General features: G+C 58.6%; 17 protein-coding genes. 12 read left to right on the forward strand and 5 right to left on the reverse strand.

Annotated elements, in window-relative coordinates:
• Positions 1–544: 544 nt before the first annotated feature.
• The 4 genes from meaB to BSZ35_RS01515 all read right to left on the reverse strand — a co-directional run bounded on the left by meaB (position 545) and on the right by BSZ35_RS01515 (position 6,720).
• On the reverse strand, positions 545–1,645 hold the full coding sequence (gene meaB, locus BSZ35_RS01500) for a methylmalonyl Co-A mutase-associated GTPase MeaB (protein WP_105010796.1): 1,101 nt from the start codon (positions 1,643–1,645) through the stop codon (positions 545–547).
• A gap of 218 nt (positions 1,646–1,863) precedes the next feature.
• Positions 1,864–4,026, reverse strand: a complete 2,163-nt coding sequence (gene scpA / locus BSZ35_RS01505) for a methylmalonyl-CoA mutase (protein ID WP_105010797.1) — start codon at positions 4,024–4,026, stop codon at positions 1,864–1,866.
• A gap of 62 nt (positions 4,027–4,088) precedes the next feature.
• Positions 4,089–6,119 carry a methylmalonyl-CoA mutase family protein gene (locus BSZ35_RS01510; protein WP_181149131.1) on the reverse strand — a complete coding sequence of 677 codons (2,031 nt, stop codon included), beginning with the start codon at positions 6,117–6,119 and terminating at the stop codon, positions 4,089–4,091.
• A gap of 34 nt (positions 6,120–6,153) precedes the next feature.
• On the reverse strand, positions 6,154–6,720 hold the full coding sequence (locus BSZ35_RS01515; protein ID WP_105010799.1) for an RNA methyltransferase: 567 nt from the start codon (positions 6,718–6,720) through the stop codon (positions 6,154–6,156).
• Between the two features lie 262 nt (positions 6,721–6,982).
• On the opposite strand from BSZ35_RS01515, the gene BSZ35_RS01520 reads away from it, so the two are divergent.
• The 6 genes from BSZ35_RS01520 to BSZ35_RS01545 all read left to right on the forward strand — a co-directional run bounded on the left by BSZ35_RS01520 (position 6,983) and on the right by BSZ35_RS01545 (position 14,085).
• Positions 6,983–7,600, forward strand: coding sequence for an LEA type 2 family protein (locus BSZ35_RS01520; protein WP_105010800.1), 618 nt, complete (start codon positions 6,983–6,985; stop codon positions 7,598–7,600).
• Between the two features lie 54 nt (positions 7,601–7,654).
• Positions 7,655–8,341: a (d)CMP kinase gene (gene cmk, locus BSZ35_RS01525; protein ID WP_105010801.1), complete on the forward strand. Its 687-nt coding sequence runs from the start codon at positions 7,655–7,657 to the stop codon at positions 8,339–8,341.
• Positions 8,342–8,654: 313 nt separating this feature from the next.
• The gene (rpsA, locus tag BSZ35_RS01530; RefSeq protein WP_105010802.1) at positions 8,655–11,279 is read left to right on the forward strand and encodes a 30S ribosomal protein S1; all 2,625 of its coding nucleotides are present in this window, start codon (positions 8,655–8,657) and stop codon (positions 11,277–11,279) included.
• A 150-nt stretch (positions 11,280–11,429) separates the two neighbouring features.
• A complete protein-coding gene (locus tag BSZ35_RS01535; RefSeq protein WP_105010803.1) occupies positions 11,430–12,851 on the forward strand; it encodes a malic enzyme-like NAD(P)-binding protein in 1,422 nt (473 codons plus the stop codon).
• A 415-nt stretch (positions 12,852–13,266) separates the two neighbouring features.
• Positions 13,267–13,611: a hypothetical protein gene (locus BSZ35_RS01540; RefSeq protein WP_105010804.1), complete on the forward strand. Its 345-nt coding sequence runs from the start codon at positions 13,267–13,269 to the stop codon at positions 13,609–13,611.
• Between the two features lie 168 nt (positions 13,612–13,779).
• A complete protein-coding gene (locus BSZ35_RS01545; protein WP_105010805.1) occupies positions 13,780–14,085 on the forward strand; it encodes a hypothetical protein in 306 nt (101 codons plus the stop codon).
• 102 nt (positions 14,086–14,187) lie between these two features.
• Here the strand turns inward: BSZ35_RS01545 and BSZ35_RS01550 are convergent, their stop codons facing one another.
• Positions 14,188–15,678 carry an aldehyde dehydrogenase family protein gene (locus BSZ35_RS01550; RefSeq protein WP_105010806.1) on the reverse strand — a complete coding sequence of 497 codons (1,491 nt, stop codon included), beginning with the start codon at positions 15,676–15,678 and terminating at the stop codon, positions 14,188–14,190.
• Between the two features lie 309 nt (positions 15,679–15,987).
• Between BSZ35_RS01550 and BSZ35_RS01555 the strand changes: the two genes are divergently transcribed.
• From BSZ35_RS01555 to infB, 6 genes are all read left to right on the forward strand, one after another.
• Entirely contained in the window at positions 15,988–17,187 is a 1,200-nt protein-coding gene (locus BSZ35_RS01555; RefSeq protein ID WP_105010807.1) for an aminotransferase class I/II-fold pyridoxal phosphate-dependent enzyme, read from the forward strand.
• A gap of 3 nt (positions 17,188–17,190) precedes the next feature.
• The gene (locus tag BSZ35_RS01560; protein ID WP_105010808.1) at positions 17,191–17,589 is read left to right on the forward strand and encodes a hypothetical protein; all 399 of its coding nucleotides are present in this window, start codon (positions 17,191–17,193) and stop codon (positions 17,587–17,589) included.
• Between the two features lie 27 nt (positions 17,590–17,616).
• Positions 17,617–18,754 (forward strand): peptide chain release factor 2 gene (prfB, locus tag BSZ35_RS01565; RefSeq protein ID WP_146109967.1). Its coding sequence is split into 2 segments (ribosomal slippage): positions 17,617–17,685 and positions 17,687–18,754, totalling 1,137 coding nucleotides; the frame shifts between segments, so codons are not numbered across the junction.
• 274 nt (positions 18,755–19,028) lie between these two features.
• Positions 19,029–19,496, forward strand: a complete 468-nt coding sequence (locus tag BSZ35_RS01570) for a ribosome maturation factor (protein WP_105010810.1) — start codon at positions 19,029–19,031, stop codon at positions 19,494–19,496.
• A gap of 51 nt (positions 19,497–19,547) precedes the next feature.
• Positions 19,548–21,101, forward strand: a complete 1,554-nt coding sequence (gene nusA, locus BSZ35_RS01575) for a transcription termination factor NusA (protein WP_105010811.1) — start codon at positions 19,548–19,550, stop codon at positions 21,099–21,101.
• A 190-nt stretch (positions 21,102–21,291) separates the two neighbouring features.
• A complete protein-coding gene (gene infB / locus BSZ35_RS01580; protein WP_105010812.1) occupies positions 21,292–24,486 on the forward strand; it encodes a translation initiation factor IF-2 in 3,195 nt (1,064 codons plus the stop codon).
• The last annotated feature ends 57 nt before the right edge of the window (positions 24,487–24,543 follow it).

Consider the following 24,543-nt stretch of genomic DNA (forward strand, 5'->3'; position numbering starts at 1 on the left):
CAACTGTCCTGGAAACGTCCGGTCAGACGACCGTCCTGTACCATGATTTGCAGGGTACCGTGTTGTAGGACAGAGATGTTCTCAGTCCGATATTCCCAGGTTCCCAGCACATCGGCACGGTCGCGTGCCACTTCTTGAACAGTACGGGGCGAGGTGCATCCGGCAACCCCAACGAGGAACAGACCCAAGAGGAAAATGCCCGTGATCCATGTCGAAGAGGACGGAGCTGTGGGGGACAGCATGGGAGGAGGCGGAAATCTGTGACTCAGAACCTGTTTTCACTTACGCCCGTCTCCACATCCGATGCCGATGGATTCGTGGACCGAAAGCAAATCGGAGCGTACACGCCTGCATTTCCGGCGGGGAGGAACGGGTCCGTAATCGTTACGTCCTGCCGGACTCACAGCATATGAAATTAAAACAGCTTCTCAGACCCGAGCACCCCGGCTGGGAGGCGGAGTAACCTGCGCGCAAAGTGTTAAGATTTGATGATGGGAATGTTCCGTATCATTGGCGCACCGGGGAGGGGAAGATGGGAGCCTCCTCAATCGGAAGCATCCGTTCGGCGATACACCGAAAGTAGTTTTTGGGCAGCGGCAAAGGAACTGATTGTGCCATTGAGGACCTTTTCTTCTACTTCCTCCAAGGCCGACTGAACGGCAGGCGTCTCAAAAAAATCGGATCGGAGCGTTTCTTCGATGGATTGGTACATCCAGTGGCGGGACTGTTCTTGACGTTGTTGGCTAAAATAGCCGGTTTCCTTCGTATACCGACAGTATTCTTGGATGGAGGACCACACCTCGCGAATCCCATTGCCTGTTTCTGCCGAGCAGGTAAGCACGGGGGGCGTCCACCCCGATTCTGGTTCGCCAAGCAGGCGAAGGGCCTTTCCGTATTCGGAGCGGGCCTCCTCGGCTGCGGTCTTGTTTTCCCCGTCCGCTTTGTTGATCGCAAGCACGTCAGCCATTTCCACGATGCCCCGCTTGATGCCCTGTAGCTCGTCGCCCGCGCCTGCCAGGGCGAGGAGAAGGAATACGTCCACCATCGACCGGACGGTTACTTCCGATTGCCCGACCCCCACCGTTTCTACGAGAATTGTATCGAAGCCGGCGGCCTCACAGAGAAAGATGGTCTCCCGGGTTTTTCGGGCAACGCCGCCCAGGGTCCCAGCGGTCGGGGACGGACGAATGTAGACATCGTCGGAGGACGCGAGGGCCCCCATTCGTGTCTTATCCCCGAGGATACTACCCTGTGAGCGTTCGCTGGTAGGGTCGACGGTGAGCACAGCGAGGCGCCGGTCCTCTTCTAGTAAAGCGGGCCCCAAGGCTTCGATGAACGTGCTCTTTCCAACGCCGGGCACCCCGGTTACGGCGACCCGGACGGAGTCGCCTGCCTGCGGCAGACATCGTTCAACCACCGTTTGAGCCGTCTTTTGGTGGTCGGGGCGGGTGCTTTCGAGGAGGGTGATGGCCTGACTCAGCACCACGCGATCGCCTTCTAGGATGCCGGATACGTACTCGTCAGCGGAACGGGCCGAGGGGGAGCGCGATGAGGCTTGGCGTTTGAGGTTGGGGTTGAAGGTTGAGACTTCGTCCGGAGACGACGAGTAGGAGCGGGCGCTCTGGGGCTCGTCACGATTGGGCATACGGACGGGAGGAAGTGGTTCGGGTATGAACGTCCAGGAATCGCGAATCCCCGGTGTGAAGGCACGGGTCGGGAGTACGGGGCGATTCACGATGTCGGGGACGAGATTATGCGGGTCGGCTGCAGAGCTTCGTTCGGGGAGGAGGCATGAACCGAGGCGGGGGCTTCGTATTTGGTCGTGTCCCTTCCGGGCTGGGGGAGGAGGGGCGTGCCCCAGCATCAGGTCCCGGCTGCTGCCTCCTGAGTGTAAGGATCGATCAGTACGTCAAGAATCTGGGCGGCGGCTTTGGCAATGTTGGTGCCAGGCCCAAACACAGCGGCGACGCCCTGGTCATAGAGGAACTCGTAGTCGCCGTGCGGAATGACGCCTCCCACGACCACGAGAATATCCTCACGTCCGTAGTGTTCGAGAGCATCTAACACCTCAGGCACGAGGGTCTTGTGCCCTCCAGCAAGACTGGAGATCCCGAGAATATGTACGTCGTTTTCTACCGCTTGTCGGGCGACCTCTTCCGGCGTTTGGAAAAGAGGACCGATGTCCACATCGAATCCCATGTCGGCGAAGGAGGTCGCAATCACCTTGGCCCCGCGGTCGTGTCCATCCTGACCCATCTTGGCCACCATGAGGCGCGGTCGGCGTCCGGCCAGTTCGGCAAAGCGATCGGCACGGTGTCGGGCCGTTTGAAATGCATCATCGTTCCGCACTTCGGAGGCGTATACGCCGGAGATCGATTCGGTGCGGGCCGTGTGACGGCCATAGACCGCTTCCATTGCTTCTGAGATTTCGCCGAGAGTGGCCCGGGCTCGCGCGGCAGCTACCGCCCGGCGGAGCAGATTCCCGTCTCCGGTCTCGGCACAGTCCGTGATGGCATTGAGGGCCGATCGGACCTCGGCCTCGTCTCGTTGTTCTTTGAGCTCGTTCAGTCGGTCGACCTGCGTGCGGCGCACGGCCTCGTTGTCGACCTCAAGCGTTTCTATCGGTTCAGTCTCCTCCGGCCGGTACGCATTGACGCCGACGATGGTCTCCGCGCCGGTGTCGATGCGGCCCTGTTTTCGAGCGGCTGCTTCTTCAATTCGACGCTTCGGGAGTCCGTCTTCGATGGCTTTCGTCATGCCGCCTTCGTCTTCGACCTCCTGGATGTGGCTCCAGGCCTGGCGGGCCAGCTCACCGGTCAGCCGCTCCACGTAGTACGAGCCCGCCCACGGGTCGATGGCCTTCGTCACGTCCGTTTCTTCCTGAAGATACAACTGCGTGTTGCGGGCAATTCGGGCGGCGAACTCACTGGGCAGGGCAATCGCTTCGTCGAGGGCGTTGGTGTGGAGGGATTGGGTGCCACCGAAGACGGCAGCCAGTGCCTCGATGGTCGTGCGGGCAACGTTGTTGAAGGGATCCTGCTCGGCCAGGCTGTAGCCCGACGTTTGACAATGCGTTCGGAGGGCCATCGACTTAGGATTTTCGGGGTTAAACTGTTGAACGAGCTTCGCCCACAGCATCCGTCCAGCTCGCATCTTCGCGATTTCCATGAAGTGGTTCATCCCAATTGCCCAGAAGAAGGAGACGCGGGGCGCAAAGTCGTCGATTCCGAGCCCGGCGTCGAGTCCCGTCCGGAGGTATTCGAGTCCGTCGGCAAGGGTGTACGCGAGCTCCAGATCGGCCGGGGCCCCGGCTTCGTGCATATGGTAGCCACTTACAGAGATCGCATTGAATTTGGGCATCTCCTCGGCGCAGTAGGCAAAGATGTCCCCCACAATCCGCATCGACGGCTGCGGCGGATAGATGTAGGTGTTGCGCACCATGAACTCCTTCAGGATGTCGTTCTGAATCGTGCCGGTCAGGGCCTCATGGGACACGCCTTGCTCCTCGGCGGCGGCGATGTAGAAGGCCATGACTGGGAGGACGGCCCCGTTCATGGTCATAGAGACCGACATCTCGTCGAGCGGAATGCCGTCAAAGAGAATTTTCATGTCCTCGACACTATCAACAGCCACGCCTGCCTTTCCGACGTCGCCCCGTACCCGGTCGTGATCCGAATCGTAGCCCCGATGGGTTGCGAGATCGAAGGCCACCGAAAGACCCTTCTGTCCGGAGGCGAGGGCTTTGCGGTAAAACTCGTTTGACTCTTCGGCGGTAGAGAAGCCTGCGTACTGCCGGATGGTCCACGGCCGAAAATTGTACATTGTTGAATACGGGCCGCGGAGAAATGGGGGCAGTCCCGCTGCATAGTCGAGATGATCCAGATCTGCCATATCGTCCGGTCCGTAGGCAGACGCTACGTCGATTTGCTCCGGCGTCGTCCAGGGGTCTTGAGACGGGTGTTGAGCCTGCTGGTCCTCGGTCGCGTTCGGCGGTTCGTAGTCGATACTACTGAAGTCCGGTCGCATAATACTGATCGGAAATGTGTGGTCGGGAGGGAACGGGAGAAGAGGGCCTGATCGGGCGAGTGTCAGGCAGTGGGGGCGCCATCATCCAGGGGAATGCCGAGACGCTGTTGGAAAGTGGTGAGCGTGTCGTAGAGAGGGCGCCCGCTGTGAATGAACTCATCGGCAGGGAGGCCAGACTTCAGATTTTCAGGATTGCCGGCCACCACGAGGAGGGGAGATCGGTTCCGTTTCTCAAGGGCCTGCCGAAGGGCAGGCGTAAGGTTCGCATATGCCTCGTTTGCACTGCAGAGCACCACGATCTCAGCGTTCGAATCAACAGCCTCGTCTGCGGCTGCATCCACTGAGTCGAACATGAGAGGTTCGATGATCTCAAATCCGGCCACGCCTAGCACGTTGCGCGCAAAAGTGGCCCGAGCGCTTCGCGGTCCCGTGGGACCGAGAGGGGCGAGCAAGACGGTCGGAGGAGAGCCCTCGTCTTTCGCATATCGTTCGGTTCGAAGCCGAAGGGCGTCAATGGGCTCAGCGAGACGGAGGCGGGGGAGGGGCTGGATGGAAGCCGATCCTGCTGCAAGCCCTTTCGCGAGTTCCGGTATTGTCCAGCCGTTTTCGATCCACTCCTGCAGACGGCCGAGAGAAGGAGAGGGCAGAGGTGATTGTTTGTCAGTTCCGTTATTGCAAGAAGGGTTGCCGGATTGAACATCATCAAGCCGCGTCTCTTGCAGGTCCGGATAGTGATTCGTTCCTACGAGCACCCGATCGCGGCTCTCTACGTCCTGCCGCCGATTTTTGCGTACCTGTGCAATATCGCTTTGGAGCCCGCCCTGTCGGAGGGCCGAGAGAATGCCGCCGTCGGCTTCCAGGGTTTGAAAGCGCTCCCAGGCGCGCTCAGCAAGACGGTCCGTTGCCTGTTCTACATAGTAGGCGCCTGCGGCCGGGTCTGCGACCACGTCGAAGTGGGCTTCGTGCCCCAGAATCAGTTGCACGTTTCGAGCAATCCGAGAGCTGAACGTGGTTGGAGCGTCGAAGCAGGCATTGTAGGAGCGAACGTTGAGGACATCACATCCCCCAACCACGGCTGCCATCGCCTCGGTCGTGCCCCGCAGCATGTTGACGTACGGGTCGTACAGGGTCTCTGTACGCCGAGACGTTTCGGCCTGTACGAAGAGATCAGCGGGCGAGGTCTCGATTGGGGATCCGGTCTCGTCGGCAAACGCTTCGAGGACTTGGGGGACAAGGAGACGGAGAGCGCGCAGTTTGGCAATCTCGATGAAGTAACTCGTCGAGACAGACGTTTGCACGTGCAGGTGGGGGAGAACATCGTCGAGCGACCGGGTGCGCTCATGTAAGCGTGCCAGCGTTTCCGTGAGGGCGCCCAGCCCGAAAGCCAACTCCTGCACAGCCGAGGCCCCAGCGTCGTGATACGGGCGGAGATCGAGACTGACGGCTCGCAGGGAGGAGGTAGACAATGATGAGAGGAGTGCGTCGGTGAAGTCGAAAGCACTCTCAATATCGGAGAGGGCTCCGGTGGCGAGCGCCGCTACAGGGTCGTAACTCACCGTGCCGCGACGGTTGCCTTCAAGAATACTCTCATCGGTGCGGGAGCGGCCGGCGCTCAGTAGAGCGAGTGCGCCCGATCCGCGCTCGAGATGCAAAGCGGAGGCGTCGAGCGGGAGGTCCTGCAGAAGCGTTGCCACGTCCCCGGGCGTTTCGAGGGGAAGCCCAAGTGCTTCCGCGTTAGGATCGATGATGAGGCCAAGGTCGGTGACCCCGTTCCGGAGCGCTTTTTCTCCGAGAGCCTTTGCAGTCTCCAGGTTGGAATGCCAGAGGTCCTGTCGAATGCGCCAGTTGTTTGACGGGACCGTCTCAGTTGAGACCAGTGGAGAGGTGGCCCCTTCGGTTGGCACGTGGGGGATGGGCTCCCGGTCGTCTCGCCGCAGATAAGCAGGCAGGGAAATGCCGTCGATCGAATCCCACCGGAGGACCTCATTCGGAGTCGTAGTGTCGAGGTCTGCTTCAATCTTCGCAGTCCACTCCTCATCCGAGATGGGGGGGAACTCGTCGAAGAGGGGGGGCAGAGCGTTGGAAGAGGACATGTCTGCGAGAAGGAGGTTGGGGCACGCAAATGACTCACGAGGTTGTACATCCATCTTCGCCGGGCGGTCCGAAGAGGGAGCGAGCCCGCCGGACGAGGTCGTACACGGCAATGCCGTAGGCGACACCGACGTTCATAGAAATCTTAGCGCCATACTGAGGGAGCTCGAAAGCAAGATCTGCGACCTCAACAATATTATCATCTACACCGCGGACTTCGTTGCCTACCACGAGGCAGAGGGGGAATGCCTCAGGTGATGCTTGAGGCGGTGGGATGGACTCGTTTGTTTGCTCCAGTACAGCGATCGTGTATCCACGATCTCGGAGCTCGCGGAGCACCGGACGGGGGGCCTCGTGCTTGCTCCACGACATTGAGTCTTGGGCCCCAAGTGCGGTTTTGTGGAGGTCTTTGTGCTCCGGCGTTCCGGTGAAGCCCGTCAGGTGCACGTGTTCGATTCGGGCCGCATCCGAAGTGCGAAAGATCGAACCCACGTTATGGATCGAGCGAATGTTATGCACGACGAGACGGATCGGATGCTTCGGCAGGTCGTGAACGTCCTCAGGAGACGGGCGGTCGATTTCATCCCAACTCAGCTTGCGCATATACTGATTGTTCGAGACGTTTGAAGAATGCGGCGGAAAAAGGTTCGATATTGCAGACTGTGCGCTTCTCTCGAACCGACAACGGAGAACCGCCCGCGACGGTTGCTAGAGCGTAGACCGGAACGCCACGTGAACAGAGAGCGCGCAATGAGGATGGGTCCTCATCCTCAGTCGGTGGTATGAGTCGAACTCAGAGACCGAGGGACTCGTATTTTCCCGTTTCGTCTTCGATCCAATATTTCGTCCGACCGGCTGTTTTTCCATGGTTTCTACGTTGTCTCGTACTGTTCGTCCGTTCTTCTGGCTCGGAATTCTGCTGGTCGGAGGGGGCGTTCTCCTGCTATCCTCATGCCAGACGCTCCGCCAGCTTCGGAGTTTGAAGGACGTAAAGTTTCGGATCGATCGGGCTACGGATGCCCGGCTCGCCGGTGTGGAGTTGCGTAAGGTCGAGTCATATAATGATCTGGGGGCTACCGATATAGCGCGCCTCACTTCAGCTTTGTCTCAGGGCGAACTTCCCTTCTCGTTTACCCTTCACGTTGAGGCGACCAACCCTGAAACGAACCAGGTCAGCGCCCGGCTTACGCAGATGGATTGGACCTTGCTTCTCAATGACCAGGAGACCGTTACAGGGACGTTCGATCAGGAAATCGAGCTGCCACCGGGGACCCCAACGGACGTGCCGGTGGGGGTTGAGTTGGATCTGGCGCGGTTCTTTAACGACAACCTGCAAGGGTTTATTGATCTAGCGTCCTCGGTGGGGGGCGACGGGCCGCCCACCAATGTGAAGCTCCGCGTTCAGCCGACCGTTCGTACGGCGTTGGGGCCTATCGAGTACCCGAACCCGATCACCGTGGTGAGCCGGGATGTCGGGAATTAACTGCAGAAGGGAGGGCCGACGCTTGTTGTATACATTCAATCGACGATTCGTACAGTGATCATTACCATTGATGGGCCCGCGGGATCGGGCAAGAGTACTACGGCGCAGGGAGTAGCGGAGCGTCTCCAGTTTGTGTACCTGGATACCGGCGCCATGTATCGTGCCGTTGCGCTCGGCTTTCTGCAGGCCGACGCCGATGTTACAGTCGAAGCCGCACAGCACGTGCTTCCGTCCATCGAGGTGGATGTGCGCTATCAGGCGGACGGACGTATGCAGGTTGTGCTCAACGAGGAGGACGTGTCCGAGAAGATCCGTACCCCGGAGGTCGGGGCGGTGGTCAGTCAGATCTCCACGCTCCGTCCGGTTCGTGACCGACTAGTACGGGAGCAACGCCGCATTGGGTTTGAGCAGGAGGAGCGTCACGGGGGAGTGATTCTGGATGGCCGGGACACCGGAACAGTGGTCTTTCCCGAAGCGGACCTGAAGGTGTTTATGATGGCCGATGTTGATGAGCGGGCCCGTCGTCGTTATCAGGAATACACGGAGGAAGGAAAAGACATTTCGTTAGAAGCGGTGCGTCAAGAGATTCGAGATCGAGACCAACGGGATCGGAACCGCGAGATTGCTCCGTTACGCCGGGCCGATGATGCCGTCTCGCTGGACACGACCGAGAAAACGATCGATGAACAAATCGCGTTTGTCGTAGATCGCGTTAAAGCACACCGCAAGTCGGGAACGTAGGTGGCCGCCCCTGAATAAAAGGGCTGTCCAGCCCATTGATAACGGGAGGGACTGCTTTTTTTATGGTCCCGAAGGTTCCTGGTCCTGTTATCGGTGGCCATCTTGGCGGGCATCGGCCTGCCGAGATGAATCGTAGCATCCGTACCCTTCACGCCTTGCCGTGCGTGCCAGGCGCATGCAATACAAACCAGTATGCTGCCCCGGACGGTTTAGCGCACACTTGCTGAGCATTGATCGACGCCCCGTACAGGCGATCGACTTCGAGTAGCGCTGGTCTCCGTTCGGCAGCAATCACCAATCAACGTCAACATACATGGCAGAAAAGCAAGAACAAGTAGCGACACCCGAAGAAGAGCGAGAGGACGCCTCGCCCGAATCTTCCGCTGAGGAAGACGCGGCATCTCCCACGTCTGAAGAAGATTCCTCTGCGGAGGCGGAGAAGGCTGAGGCCCCTTCGACTGAGCCGTCTGAGGCTGCCGCCGATTCCGAAGAAGAATCGGACGGTGACGAATCCGGCGATGGCGGGAAGCCTGCCGAACCGGAGGCAGAGACGGCGGAGGGTCCCTCGGACGACGAAGGCTCCGACGAGCAAGACGAGCGCGACGAGATTGCAGCGGAGGATCCCGTCAAGCAGCCGCAGTTCGTCAGTCGTCTCCTAGAGGAAGCCGTCGAGGCCGCAGCGCAGGATATGCACATCCCCACCGGGGATGAGGCTGAGGTCGACGTGGCGGAGATTGACGAACCGTCGGCGCCGTCGGTCTCCCTCGAAGATCTCGAGCGGACCGAGGAAGATCAGGGCTTTACGGGCGAAACCTTTGGCCGGACGGTGTCGCTTGACGAGTTGGAGGAAGAGGAACAGGGCTACTCCGACGATCCGGTTTACGATCAATTCCGGGCCCTCATCGACGAAACAGCCATCGATGTCCGGGAGCAGGACATCGTCGAGGGCCGCGTTCTCCGTGTGGACGAGGATTACGTCGTCGTCGACATCGGCTACAAGAGCGACGGGATCGTTCCGCGCGATGAGTTTGGAGACGCGGAGTTGCGTCCCGGCGACACCGTTGAAGTGTACCTTGAACTGAAGGAAGACCGCGACGGTCAACTTGTCCTTTCGAAGGAGCAGGCCGACAAGGTCCGTCGCTGGCAGCGTGTCGAGGAGATTTACGAGAACGAGGAGGTCATTGAGGGTACGATTATCCGCCGCATCAAGGGCGGAATGATCGTTGAACTCTTCGATGGCATGGAGGCCTTTCTCCCGGGCTCGCAAATCGACGTTCGCCCCGTCCGCGACTTCGAGTCGTATCTGGAGAAGCGGATGGAATTCCGGATTGTAAAGCTGAATCCGGAGAACGAGAACATCGTCGTCTCCCACCGCGAACTCATCGAGGACGAACTCGAAGAGCAGCGTGAGGAGATTCTCTCGCAGCTCGAGGTTGGACAGGTGCTCAAGGGCACCGTCAAGAACATCGTCGACTTCGGCGTCTTCATTGATCTCGGCGGTGTCGATGGACTTCTTCACATCACGGACCTCTCCTGGGGGCGCGTTTCGCACCCGAGCGAGATTGTCGAGCTCGATCAGGAGCTTGAGGTTGTGGTTCTTGATTATGAGGAAGAGCGTCAACGCATCTCCCTTGGCCTCAAGCAGCTTCAGGATCACCCCTGGGAGAACATCGGCGAGAAGTACAGTGAGGGCGACACCGTAGAGGGGAAGGTGGTCTCGATCACCAACTACGGCGCCTTCGTGGAGCTGGAAAAGGGAATCGAGGGGCTCGTTCACATCAGTGAAATGTCGTGGACGCGACACATCAAGCACCCGAGCCAGATGGTATCGCTGGGGCAGCTGGTGGATGTCAAAATCCTCAACATTGACGAGGAGGAGCAGAAGATCTCCCTCGGCATGAAGCAGCTGGAGCCCGATCCGTGGGAAGGCATCAGCGACCGGTACCCTCCAGGGACGGTGCTGACGGGTACGGTGCGCAACATCACCAACTTCGGCGTCTTCGTTGAGATTGAGCCGGGCATTGACGGCCTGGTCCACATCTCGGACCTCTCCTGGACGAAGAAGGTGCGTCATCCGGGGGACATGGTGGACAAAGGTCAGGACCTGGATGTCGTGATCTTGAACATTGACGAGGACCGGCGCCGCATCTCCCTTGGCCACAAGCAGGTGAAGACCAACCCGTGGGATCAGTTTGCCGATGCCTACGAGGAAGGCAACGACACGAAGGGCGAGGTCGTCCGAGTCGAGGACAAGGGCCTCGTGGTGCAGCTTCCGCTCGATGTGGAGGCATTCGTGCCGGGAAGCGAGCTGAAGGACGGCCCGCAGAACTTCGAGAATTTCTACCACTCGGGCGACGAGCTGGAGCTGAGGGTCATACGGTTCGATAAGGACCGGAAGGACATCGTTCTCAGTGAGACGGCCCGCGTCGAAGATATCGAGCCGGACGAGATCGACGAGGAGGAGACGACGACCGACACGAGTGAGGAGCCGCAGCAGCGTCAACAGCAGCAGCGGCAGCAGCCCTCTCGTGATCGATCGCCGCAGCAGGATGATGAGACCACTGGGCCGACCACGCTTGGTGAGCTCTCGGGTCTTGCCGATCTCCGACGGGAGATGGAAGAGGAAGAGGACGCTTCCGACCGAGCGGAGGCCGCAGAGCAGGCCGCCCAAGAAGCTGTCGACGAGTCTGCTGAGGAAGAAGAGGAGCAGACGTCCGATTCCGACGACGAGGAAGAAGAGGAGGCCTTCGACGAAACGTCGGGCTTTCCGGAGAACTTCCCTCGCGTGTCGCGCCTTCAGAACGCCGGCGTGAATTCCATCGCGGAGCTTCGCGAAGTGGACGACCTCACGGAGCTCGATGGCATCGGTGCCTCCTACGCGGAGGACATCGAGGACGGTCTTGCTGAATTTGATGAGACCGGCTCGGTGAGCGCCTAGGTCCTCGCAGCAACTTTGGATTGGAAGGGACGGCCTTCGCAATGGAGGTCGTCCCTTTTCTATTTTCTCTGATCTTTTTCCGGAAACTGCCTTTCATGTAAGGGCTTCCACCAACGGTTTTTCTGATTCCCAACCACCCGTGCAGTTCATATGAGTGAAAAGCAGGAATATCTTCCGAGTGCAAGCAATTCGATTACCCTTCGGCTCAAGATTGAAAATCGGCCGGGTATGCTGGCCAAGGTGACTTCTGTCATTGGAGAGGCAGGAGGAAATATTGGGGCGATTGACATTGTGCGTCCCGGCGAGGAAGAGCTCGTACGGGACATCACCATCAATACGCGCAGTGACGATCACGCCCGCACCATTGTCGATGATATTCATGAGCTTGAGGGCGTGGCGGTTGTAAACGTTTCGGACCGGACGTTTCTATTGCATATCGGGGGAAAGCTGGAGGTAAATAGTAAGACGCCCCTTCGGACTCGCGATCAGCTCTCGATGGCATACACACCGGGAGTCGCCCGGGTGTCTGAGGCCCTTCACGAGGCCCCGGAGGATGCTCATCGGCTAACCATGAAGAGCAACACCGTGGCCGTTGTCTCCGACGGTACGGCGGTGCTTGGACTGGGAGACATCGGTCCCGAAGCGGCTATCCCTGTCATGGAGGGAAAGGGACAGCTCCTTAAAGAATTTGCCGACGTAAACGGCGTACCGCTTTGCCTCGATACGACCGACGTAGACGAGATTGTTGACACGGTTGCGCGTTTCGCTCCGGTGTTTGGGGGCATCAACTTAGAAGACATTGCTGCGCCGCGGTGCTTTGAGATCGAGACCCGTCTGCAAGAGCGTCTCGATATTCCCGTCTTCCATGACGACCAGCACGGAACAGCCGTCGTGGCCGTGGCGGCATTGCTGAATGCCCTTAAGATCGTCGATAAATCGCTCGCTGACTTGAAAATTGTTATGGTCGGGATTGGAGCTGCGGGCTCGGCCGTGACGGAGATGCTTCTTCAGATGGGAGCGGAGACCATTATCGGGGTAGACCGTTCCGGCCCGGTTACGAGCGACCGAGACGACCTGGACGCGGCCAAACAGCGCTACGTGCAAATGACGGATCCGGACGTGGAGGCCGACACGCTGTCTGGGGTGATGGAGGGGGCCGATGTCTTCATCGGGCTCAGTGGACCGGATGTGATTGATGAGGAGGATCTTCAGCGCATGGCGCGGGATCCTATTGTATTCGCGATGGCAAATCCGAAACCGGAGATCATGCCCGAGCGGGCATACCCACACGTGTCGGTCATGGCAACGGGCCGGAGTGACTACCCGAACCAAATCAACAACGTGCTGTGCTTTCCGGGCATGTTCAAAGGAGCGCTCAACTGCCGGGCGACGGACATCACGGATGACATGAAAATTGCGGCCGCCCATGCAATTGCCGAAACCATCGACCCGCGAAGCTTGACTCCGGATTATATCATTCCCAGCGTGTTCGACCAGGAGGTTGTGCAGCGTGTATCATCGGCGGTCTCCGAAACGGCGAAGGAGCAGGGAGTGGCCCGCCGACGCACTTAGTTTCCGTTATTGCATAGAAGGATATCGTAGCAACAATCCCGAAGAAGGCCCCCAAGACAATGGTGCTTTTCTCCTACGTTGTCTGATTACGCAAGCCGTTCCAATACCAGCTGCCAGGACTGGCTTCTGTTCTGGCAGCGTTTGGAATGAAACTGCTGTCGCTCGCTACGGTCTGCTCGTCCTGATCCGAACCGATCAGGTATTCCCCGATCCTTGGTCTCTAGAGTACGACGAGTACTCCCTCCTTCTGGAGAGGTCCTGTAGCGATTGGGGGGCAACTTCGCTAGCGACGCTGGTGCACGTGGGGGAGAGTATAGAGGTGGCTTTCGCGTTCACTGCATGTTTAACGACATCGGAAGAGGAAGCATCACTCGTAGTCTGCACGTTCTGTTCTCGTCAGTTTCGTTAATACGCCATGGCACAAACCATAACGTATCTCCTCGTTTCCGGACTGGAGGACGTGGACGCCGTCCAAAAGCATCCCGTGATTGCTACGTCGGATTTGGCTCATCGGGAGACTCGTGAGGCGAGTTCGGAGCAGATACCCGCTGTCACCTTTGCAGTGGAGCACGCCCTTGAAGAAGAGACCGACTTGAAGGAGAAGGCCCGGGAGTTGTCGATGGATTTCTCAGAAGCAGTCATTGTTCTCTGTGAAGTTGAGGAGCGGTTCGATCACGTAGAGCGACTGCAGAACATGATTTTTATCGGGGGAAAACATGCAGGAAAGATTGAGCACGGCTATGTCTTCAATGTGGGATAGCAGAGGTAGGGTTATTCAAGAGAGCACATAGCGGTGAGCGATAAAATAAGTCTATTCCCTCAATCTTATACTCCTATCCCGATTTGAAAGAATCCGTAAGGAGGAACCGTTTTCCAGTTGGAAAATTGCAAGATTGAACCGCATTAAGAATGAAATCGGTACTGTCCCATGGATGCTGACTTTAAAATGGAAGTGAAGGACCGGGAAGAGGCTGAGCGTGAATTAGGGGCTGGAGGGGGACGAGGTCGGACCTCTAGGTATGAGCCTATTGCTCAAAAGTGGAGCGAGGTAGCAGAAGACGAGTCTATCGTACTTTCGGATCTGGAAAAAAACGACATCCAGAACCTTCGAAACCTGTTATACCGTCGTTTTGGAAAAGAGAACGTCATTGTGCGATCGGCGAAGCAGGACGACGATACCTTTAAAGCAGTGATCCGATCTCGGGAAGGAAATGAATATCTACGAGACGAGTAACATCTGATGTCCGACCGGAATAACGAAGAGGCGAGAAAATAATAAAGCGGGTGGTGATTGGACGTCACCACCCGCTTTGGTTATAGAGTATGTCGTTCGGTGTTATTCTTCGTCCACCGAGTCCATCTGCGCTTTTTGCAACTGACCGGAGTAGTCGACGTACACGGTCTTCTTCTCGGTGAAGAATTCGAAGGCAGCCCAGCCTCCGTCTCGGTGTCCATTGCCTGTGTCTTTGACTCCCCCGAAGGGCATGTGCGCCTCCGCCCCGATGGTGGGGCCGTTGATGTATGTGATGCCCGCGTCGAGGTCGCGCATGGCCTGAAAGCCACGCTGTATATTGTTTGTGTAGATGGCGGAAGAGAGCCCGAACTGGGTGTTGTTGGCCACGTCCACGGCCTCCTCGTACGAGCTTACTTTGAACACAGAGAGCACCGGCCCAAAGATCTCCTCCTGTGCGATTCGCATGTCGGTCGTCACCTCGGTGAACACAGTCGGTTCAAAGAAGAACCCGTCGAGCCCATCTACCTTTGCGGGCGAGCCCCCAATGGAAAGCGTGGCCCCTTCGTTCTGCCCGATTTCAACGTAGCGCGTCACCTTATCGAGCGCGTCCCGGTTGATGAGCGGGCCGACATCGGTAGCGTCGTCGTTGCCGTCCCCAAGCACAAGTGTTTTTGCTTCGGTTTCGACCATCTCGACAAACTGGTCGTGAATGTCCTCGTGACAGATGAGGCGGCTCGTCGCGGTACAGCGCTGTCCTGTAGTTCCGAAGGCCCCCCAGATGGCTCCGTCGAGGGCGAGGTCCAGATCCGCATCCTCCATCACAATCATTGGGTTTTTGCCGCCCATCTCGAGCGAGACTCGCTTGTTGAGCCGCCCGCAGGTTTCGGCGATGCTAGTCCCGACGTCGTAGGAGCCGGTGAACCCGACGGCGTCGACTTGCGGATGCTCGACGAGTGCCGAACCGGTGTCTCCGTCTCCGTGGACGACGTTGATGACCCCGTCGGGGAGACCAGCGTCCAGGAGCGTTTGCACAAACAAAAGGCCGCTCTGCGGGGCCTCTTCGCTGGGTTTGAACACCACCGTGTTGCCCGCAGCGAGAGCTGGAAAAATCTTCCAGGACGGGACGGCCACCGGAAAATTCCAGGCGGTGATAATAGCACACACCCCCACCGGTCGGCGGATGGACATGTTCATTTTATCGGGGAGCTCACTCGGCACGGTATTCCCAAAAAGCCGCCGTGTCTCACTCGCAGTATAATAGGCGGTGTCAATGGCTTCCTGCACGTCTCCTTTCGTTTCGAAGAACGGCTTGCCCATTTCCCGGGTCATGGCCTCGGCGATGTCCGCCTTGCGGTCGGAGAGAAGATCACCGGCCGTTCGCAGTATCTGTCCCCGTTGAGGGGCCGGATAATCATCCCAGTCGGATTGGGTATTGGCGGCCGCCTCGACAGCTTCGTCCACATCTGTCGGGCCGGAGGCAGGAAAGTGGCCGATACGATCGTTGGGGTCAGCGGGACTCGTGACCTCAAACGTCTGGCCGGAGGTGGCGTCGGTCCACGTGCCGTGAATATAGTTCTGGGAGGGAACGGACATAGGCAAGAATCATGTTCAGAGTAGAGCATAGTAAGCGCTTCCAAGGTAGCCGACTCGGCCCGCAAACGTCAACAGATCCCGGGACGAAGAAATCGCATGTTAACGAGGGACAGGCAGGGAGGAGGAACTGATTTTCTTCGCTGATTCCGTGTTGACGTACCCGACCCATATTCGCGGGAGCGTTGGGGGGGGCGAGGGACACTTCTTGCAAGCCGGAAGGAACGGGAGGAAGGGCGAACTTAAGAAGATGTGTTTCAGTACCTTTTCGAGTGGCGACTCCGCCGAGCTATTCAAGATTGTAGATCTCTAATGTCTGCTTCCACGACAACGCCTGATCTTCGACACCATTTGTCCGAGCGTGTTCGAGATACGCCCCCAAGTGGCATCCGCCGCTTTTTTGAAATCGCGGCGACAATGGAGGATGTCATCTCCCTCGGAATTGGCGAGCCGGACTTTGTGTCGCCCAACTCGGCAATCCAAGCTGGAATCGACTCACTGAAGGCCGGCCGAACGAGTTACACGTCCAACGCGGGACTCAAGGAACTTCGAACCCTCATTGTAGAGGAATACGACGAGCGGTACGGCGTCTCGTACAATCCAGAAGACGAGGTGCTGGTGACCGTCGGCTGTAGCGAAGCCATGCAACTGGCCATGCAGGCCCTTTTGGATCCCGGCGACGAGGTGCTGATTCCAGAGCCCTGCTTCGTTTCGTACGGCCCGAACGCGCGGTTTGCGGGGGGCGAGGTCGTGCACGTGCCCACCTCCGTGGAGCATAACTTTCAGGTCACGGCCGATGACATTGAGCCTCACCTCACGGACCGATCGAAGGTCCTCTTTTTGGGATATCCCAACAATCCGACCGGGGCTGTTCTCCGCCGCGAGACGCTCGAAGAGATTTCACGTCTCGTCGTCGAACACGATCTAATGGTCGTCTCCGACGAGATTTACGATCGCCTCATCTACGGCACTGCTCGTGAACGGGGGCACGTGTGTGTCCCGTCGATTGATCGACTGAAAAACCGAACGGTTTTGCTGAATGGGTTTTCCAAAAACTACGCGATGACGGGGTGGCGACTGGGGTTTGCTTGTGCGCCGGCCCCGATTTTGCAGGCCATGCACAAGGTGCACCAGTACATGATTATGAGTGCGCCTACGGTCGCGCAAGAGGCGGCGATTGCTGCACTGCGAGAGGGACAGGAAGATGTAGAGCGCATGCGGAACAGCTACGATGAGCGCCGTCGGGTCATTGTGGAGGGGCTGAATGAGGCAGGGCTTCCCACCTTCGAGCCCGAAGGAGCGTTTTATGCGTTTCCTGACATCACCTCCACGGGGCTTACCTCCGAGCAGTTTGTCCGACAGCTTCTGGAGGAGGAGCAGGTGGCATGTGTGCCCGGTAGTGCTTTCGGGCCGAGCGGGGAGGGGTACGTCCGCTGTTCGTACGCCACCGGCCTGGACGACATCAAGGAGGCGCTCGTTCGCATCAAACGATTTGCATCCAAACATCAGTAGCCCGTGCGCCGCAGTCTTGCAATTATTGGGGTCGTCCTTGGGACGGCTGCCCTGTCGGTTGCTTTACACCTCACCCTGGGATGGGCGGCGACGGTCCTCGCCGGAATTGGGGCAGGAGCCGGGGCCCGGCGGCACGGATGGGCCTTGGGGGCGACGGGGACGGGTCTCGGATGGGCAGGTCTCGTCATCTATTCGGCATTTGTCGCACCGGCCGCCTTTCGGGTCCTGCTTGGTACGCTCGGGGCGTTTGCGGGAACCATTCCCGGCAGCGTCCTCGTAGGGGGGACCGTCTTGATGGGGAGTCTCCTCGGGGCGCTCGGGGGAGGTATTGGCAGTGTTGCTCGCTCTCTCTTTGACCCCCCAGTTTCGGACGAGCGAGACGGCACGCTTCGCACGACCTGACTGTACACAAATAGTCTACGCTGCACGATGAAAAAGTACACGGAGGACGAACTGGAATCCCTTATCGAGCGCGTTGAGGCGCTCGGGGGCTATCTTTGACGTAGAGGGCCGTCGTGAGATGATTGAGGAGCTCAACCGTGAGCGCATGGATCCCAACTTTTGGGATGATCCTGACCGCGCCCGCGAAATTGAGCAGCGCATTGCCCGGGAGGAGGAGTGGGTGGAGGCCTGGGAAGGGGTCAAGGAGCGGGCCGAAAATTTGGAGACGCTTCAGGTGCTTGCGGAGGAAGAAGAGGCTGACCTTGAGGATGAAATTTTTGCCGAGGCCGAAGTCCTTGAGGAAGAGCTCGACCGCCTCGAGCTTGAGAGCCTTCTGGACGACCCGGACGACGAGCGGAATGCCATCTTGACGATCAACCCCGGAGCCGGAGGAACCGAGAGCCAGGACTGGGCGGACATGCTTCTCCGGATGTATATGCGTTGGGCCGAGCGTAAGGAGTACGACGTGGAAATGGTGGCCTATCAGCCGGGGGAGGAGGCCGGGATCAAGAGTGCGACGATCACCGTCTCGGGCGAGTACGCATACGGGCACCTCAAGAGTGAGTCTGGCGTACACCGGCTCGTGCGCATTTCTCCGTTCGACTCCGACAGTCGTCGTCACACCTCCTTTGCCAGTGTATTTGTCTATCCGGAGGTTGATGACAGTATCGAGGTCGATCTTAGCGAAGGAACGATGGACTTCCAAACGTTTCGCTCAGGAGGGAAGGGGGGGCAGCACGTCAACAAGGTCGCGACCGGGGTCCGGCTCGTCTGGGAGGGCGAACTCTCAAACGGGGAAGAGGTGGAGATTACCGCCGAGTGTACGGAGGAGCGGAGTCAGCTCCAGAACCGGAACCGGGCGGAAACCATGTTGAAGAGCCGCATCTACCAGGCCGAGCGTGAGCTCCGAGAGAAGAAGAAAGAAAAGATCGAGAACCAGAAAAAGAGTATTGAGTGGGGCAGCCAGATTCGCTCGTACGTGCTGCATCCCTACAAGATGGTGAACGACCACCGGACGGAGACGAAGATTTCCAATGCTGAGGCCGTTCTGGATGGAGAGATTGACCCGTTCATTCAAGCGTACCTGCTCCAGGGGCGAAAAGAGCGCGATACGTCACCAGCTTAGCGACCTCAGGTGTCGGATCCACTCCGCCTGCGGTCCAGGGGTTCGAAGAGCGGAGAAAAACACATTTGCCGTTCCTTTCGGGCGTCGTTCTTCGTTCACACTAGATGTTTTTGCTACGTTTGCACGACCGATTACAGAAACAAGGCACGAGAGTGGGCGTTTCCCCAATTGATATTTGTCACGTGTCTACAACTTGTGACGAACGATGACAGGGTGGCTTCACGCCGCCCTTTTTTGTTCGCCTTCCTTTTTCTCATGACGACGCAAGAGGGACGTGAATCCCACACAGCAGCGCATTGCCGATCGCGTGCGTTCCCTCACGCAGGAGGTGATTGCGGGGACGAGCTATTTCCTCGTGGACGTTGCCGTACGGGGACACAAAGGAACGCGTGTCGTCGAAATCTACGTGGATTCGCCGGAGGACTTCGGCCACGATGATTTGGCAGTTGTGAGCAAGGAGGTCGGGTTTCTTCTAGACGTGGAGGACGTTGTAGATGGGAGTTACAAGCTCGAGGTGTCTTCGCCGGGGATTAAACGGCCTCTCAAGGTGCCTCAGCAGTACCAGAAGAACGTTGGTCGCACGTTGCGCGTACGATATCAAACGGAGGGCAACGAAGAGATTGTCGTGGGGGACCTTACGAGCGCAAGTGACGATGAGATCGAGCTTGAATTGTCGTCGGGCGACCAGCTCCGATTGCCGTACCAAACGATTAATCAGGCGCGCATCGAGCTCCCGTGGTGACCTGCTCGCCGAGCAGCGGTGTTTTTATCATAGGACGATTCGGTTTAACTTATGCGAAGCGAAGACCTCGTCTCTTCCTTTGGGGAGATTGCCCGGGCGAAAGACATTGACCGGGATACCTTGCAGATCATCGTCGAGGATGTTTTCCGGGCGATGCTTCGCAAGCGGTATGGGGCGGATGAGGCGTTTGAGATCATTTTTAACCCCAAGCAGGGAGACATCCAGATTCTTCACATCCAGGAAGTGGTGGGGGATTGGGATCTCGTGGATCCGGTGACGGAGATTAAGGTGTCCGATGCGAAAGGAATTGACGAGGGCTTTGAGGTGGGGGATGAGGTTGCCAGTGAGCTGGACATTGCTGATTTTGGTCGTCGGGCGGTCATGACGGCACGTCAGACGTTTCGTCAGCGCATCCGCGACATCGAAAAGGAGCAGGTGTACGAGGAGTACACCGAGCTCATTGGTGAGATTGTGGTTGGCGAAATTTACCAGGTGCGCCGGCACGAGACCTTGTTGATGCACGAAGATACGGAGCTCGTGCTTCCGAAGAAGGAGCAGATTCCGGGAGATCACTACCGGAAAGGAAACATGCTTCGCACCGTGGTGAAGGAGGTCCGCCGCGACGCCGGAAGTGACCCGCAAGTGGTGGTCAGTCGTACCTCCCCGGTCTTTATGGAGCGGCTCTTTGAATTGGAGGTCCCGGAGGTGTATGATGGCCACGTCGAAATAAAGAAGGTGGCTCGCATCCCTGGAGATCGGGCCAAAGTGGCCGTGCTGAGCCATGACGAGAAGGTGGATCCTGTCGGGGCATGTGTCGGTGTAAATGGTCGTCGGATTCATGAAGTCGTTCGGGAGCTCTCGAACGAGAACATCGATGTTATGGAATGGTCCGATGACCCGCAAGAGCTTATTGCCCGGGCCTTGTCTCCTGCAGAGCCTACGAGCGTGACACTTAATCAGGACGCCGAGCCTCCCCGGGCACGGGTGGAGGTGGTGGCTGATGAAGTAAGTCAGGCCATCGGGAAGCGGGGGGTGAACATCAAACTTGCGTCCCAACTGACCGGCTATGAGATCGATGTTTACCGTGAGATTCCGGCCGACGAGGAGGATGTCGACATCGAGGAGTTTGGAGACGAGCTGAGCGACGAGACGATTCAAAAGCTCAAGCACATCGGTTGCGACACCGGGAAAGCGGTGCTGGAGCTTTCCGCCGATGCCCTTGCTCGGCGGGCAGACCTTGCCCGGGAGACAGCCCAGCGGGTTCTGGACATTATCGAAACAGAGTTCGAGAAGGGGCCTGGAATTATCGAGTCGATTCGTAACGGCCGCTTCACGGTCGAGTCGGTACTGGAGCCGGAGGCGACGGACGCTGATGGCACGGCGCCGACCGGTGCGGCCCCCGAGCCGCTCGACGAGCCGGCTACTTCTTCCGAACCGGTTGCGTCGGACGCCGCTGAGGCTGACGACGCAGAGCCAAGCGAGGAGACGGACGCGGCTGTGAGCGAAGAGCCAGAGGCGGAGGCGTCTCCCGATGATGATTCCTCTGATTCGGAGGAATCTCCCAGTTCGGAACCCGTGCCGAAGGAATCCGAAGTACAGTCTTAGACTCGTAGTTTCATCCTAGCGATGATCCCGTTTTTCGGGTGGACCCCTTTTGGTTTGACGGCAGATGCTTTGTGATTGAGGCAAAGGCAATCTCAGGGTGCTGCATTGTGACTGAGCATCAGATTTGATTTGCAGTTTGCACGGCTGGTTCCCCGTTCCGCAGACTGACTGAGCAATTACATACTACTACATGGCGACGACGGAGCAACAGACATTCGAAAAGCGGCTCTTTAAGGTCGCGCGGGAGCTCAACGTCTCTACCGATCGGGTCGTAGAGTACCTCGAAGAACACGGGTACGAGGAGGCCCTTACCGGGAACGGATACAATGCTTCCATTGTGGATGAGGAGGCGTATCTGGTATTGCGGGATGAGTATGCCGACGATGCGGAGGCTGCTGCCCGCATTCGGGAGCTCCGATCCGAAAAGGATGGGGGCGGAGCGTCTCAGCGCGATGAGGTGGCGACCCTTGATGAGGAGCAAGAAGCTGAGCCGGAGGCCGGTGCGGAAGACACAGACGAGGCATCCACTGAGTCTGAGGAAGCTGCTGAGGCAGCGACTTCCGATGCCTCCGGTACGCCGGACACCGATTCCGCGGAGGATGAGCCTGATGCGGAGGCTGCTGAATCTGTGACCCCGACCGAAGAAGACGAGGGGGATGGGACGGAGGCCACTGCTGAAGCCGATGCGGCTGATGAGGAAGTCTCCGACTCAGTGACCGATGATGCGGTCGACGAGGAGGCAGAGATTGTCGCCGAAGAGCCCCTTGAAGCAGAGGAATCCCCTGATACTGCGCCGGAAGCGGAGGGTGGGGAGCATGCGGCTGATGCTGCAGAGACAGCGGAGGCTCAGAAACCCTCGGAGACCCCTGACGCGGAGGAAGAGGGGCCCGCACCGGAAGATGAGGCAGATACTGTCGAAGCGGATGCCGCCGACGCGGCGTCTACCGAGGACACAGACGCCGAGGCGCCTGAGGAACCTGAGGCCGTTTCTGAGGAGACGGACACGACCGAAGAGGAGCCCGACGAGGACTCCACCGACGCCGAGGCGACGGATGCCGTTGCCGAAGAGGAGGGCGCGGACTCTGCCGATGAGGAAAGCAAGCCGACCGAAGAGGCGACGGCTGATACGGAGGCTGATGCTTCTTCGGAGGAGGACGTTTCTGAAGAAGAAGGCGACTCAGCAGAGGCGACTGCCTCGACGGAAAGCGCCGACGCCGAGACCAAGGAGGCGGGCGATGAGGAGGCTGAAGAAGAGGAGGAGGGAACCCTCAAGGCCAACCGCTATCGGTTGAGTGGCACTCAGGTTGTCGACAAGGTTGACGTAAATCGCTTTAAGCGCAAGCGGAAACGCAAGCGCAAGAAGAAGGATCAGGAAGACGACGAGGAGGAGAAGAAAGAGAAGGAGGAAGAGAAGAAAAAACAGAAGCAGAAAAGCAAGCAGAAAGGCAAAAAGAAGAAAGGCAAAGATCTCGACGAGGAGGATGTCGAGCAGACCATCCAGGAAACCCTGCAGGAACTGGAGCAGGGTGCCAGCCGCGAGCGTCAGCGCCGCCGCCGTAGGCGTCGAAAGCGCCACGAAAAGGAGCGTCAGCGCCAGCGGGAGCGAGAGCGTGCCCAGGAAGACGTTGTCGAGCTCACGGAATACGTGACGACAGGGGAGCTTGCTAGCCTGATCGGCGAGCCCGTCAGCGACCTCATCGATACGCTGTTTGATGCGGGCATGATGGTGTCCATCAACCAGCGTCTCGATCGCGAAACCATCGAATTTGTAGTCGACGAATACGGCATGCGTGCCGACTTCGTCGATGAGATGGGAGAAGGGGCGATCGAAATTGAAGAGGACGACCCAGAAGACCTGAAGCCGCGTGCACCCGTCGTCACGGTCATGGGGCACGTCGACCACGGGAAAACTTCTCTCCTCGACTACATCCGGAATGCGAATGTTGTGGCCGGAGAGGAGGGAGGCATCACGCAGCACATTGGGGCACACTACGTGGAGCTGACTGACCACGAGGATGAGGCGATCACATTCCTCGATACCCCGGGACACGAGGCCTTTACGGCCATGCGAGCTCGTGGTGCGAAGGCCACCGACATCGTGATCTTGGTGGTGGCGGCCGACGATTCAGTCATGCCTCAGACCATTGAGGCCATTAACCACGCCCAGGCGGCCGACGTCCCCATTCTGGTTGCCATCAACAAGATGGACAAGCGTGAGGCCGATGCGGAGCGGGTACGCGCAGAGTTGGCCGAGCACAATGTACTCGTCGAGGAATACGGCGGCGACGTGCAGTCGGCCGAAGTGTCCGCAGAGACAGGCCTGGGGGTAGAGGATCTCCTGGAAAAGGTTGTGCTCCAGTCCGAGATCATGGAGCTGCAAGCAAATCCCGACCGGGAGGCATCCGGTGTTGTTATCGAAAGTCGGCTGGAGAAGGGGCGGGGCAACGTCATCACCGTCCTTGTTCAGAACGGAACGCTTGAAGTTGGAGACCCCTTCCTTGCCGGCAACTTCAGCGGAAGTGTGCGAGCGATGTTCGACGAACGGGACAACCGAATCGAGTCGGTTGGGCCGTCGCAGCCGGCCCTTGTGCTCGGCTGTGATGGGTCGCCGGAGGTCGGCGATCAGTTTGTCGTGATGGAGGATGAGGGCGAAGCCCGTGACGTTGCTCAGGAGCGCCAGCGCATCCACCGAGAGCAAGAGCTACGCCGCAAGAGCCAGGTTTCGCTGGATCAGGTCAGCCGGCGAATGGCCGAGGGCGAGTTCCACGAGTTGAATCTAATCATCAAGGCGGACGTGGGCGGTTCGGTCGAGGCATTGTCCGACGCCCTCCTCAAGCTGAAGACCGATGAGGTGGCGGTAAACATCATCCACAGCGGCGTTGGAGCCATCAGTGAGAGCGACGTGATGCTTGCACGCGCCTCCGACGCTATCATTCTGGGCTTCCAGGTGCGACCAACGTCCGGAGCACGGGAGGCTGCCAATCGAGAGGACGTCGATATCCGGACGTACTCCGTCATTTACGCCGCGATTGAGGATGTCCGCGACGCCCTCGAAGGCCTCCTCTCGCCCAAGCGCCGAGAAGAGACAAAGGGCCGCGCCGAGGTTCGCGACACCTTCAGCGTCCCGGATGTGGGCACCGTGGCCGGCTGTTACGTTACCGAGGGCACGATCAACCGCAACCACCGCATCCGAGTCGTTCGGGATGGAGTCGTCGTGTACGAGGGCGACATCTCGTCTCTCAAACGGTTCGACGACGACGTCAAGGAAGTCCAGAGCGGATACGAGTGTGGGCTTTCCGTCGAAAACTTCGACGACGTGAAGGTCGACGACGAGCTTGAAGCGTACGTCGTCGTGGAAGAGAAGCGGAAACTCGAAGAGGTCTAGAGCGTCCCGATCCGTCGTTCTTCCTCTCCGTCCCGGTTTTGCGGCTATTCCTTGATT

The sequence above is a fragment of the Salinibacter sp. 10B genome, assembly GCF_002954405.1.
In the GTDB taxonomy this organism is placed as follows: domain Bacteria; phylum Bacteroidota; class Rhodothermia; order Rhodothermales; family Salinibacteraceae; genus Salinibacter.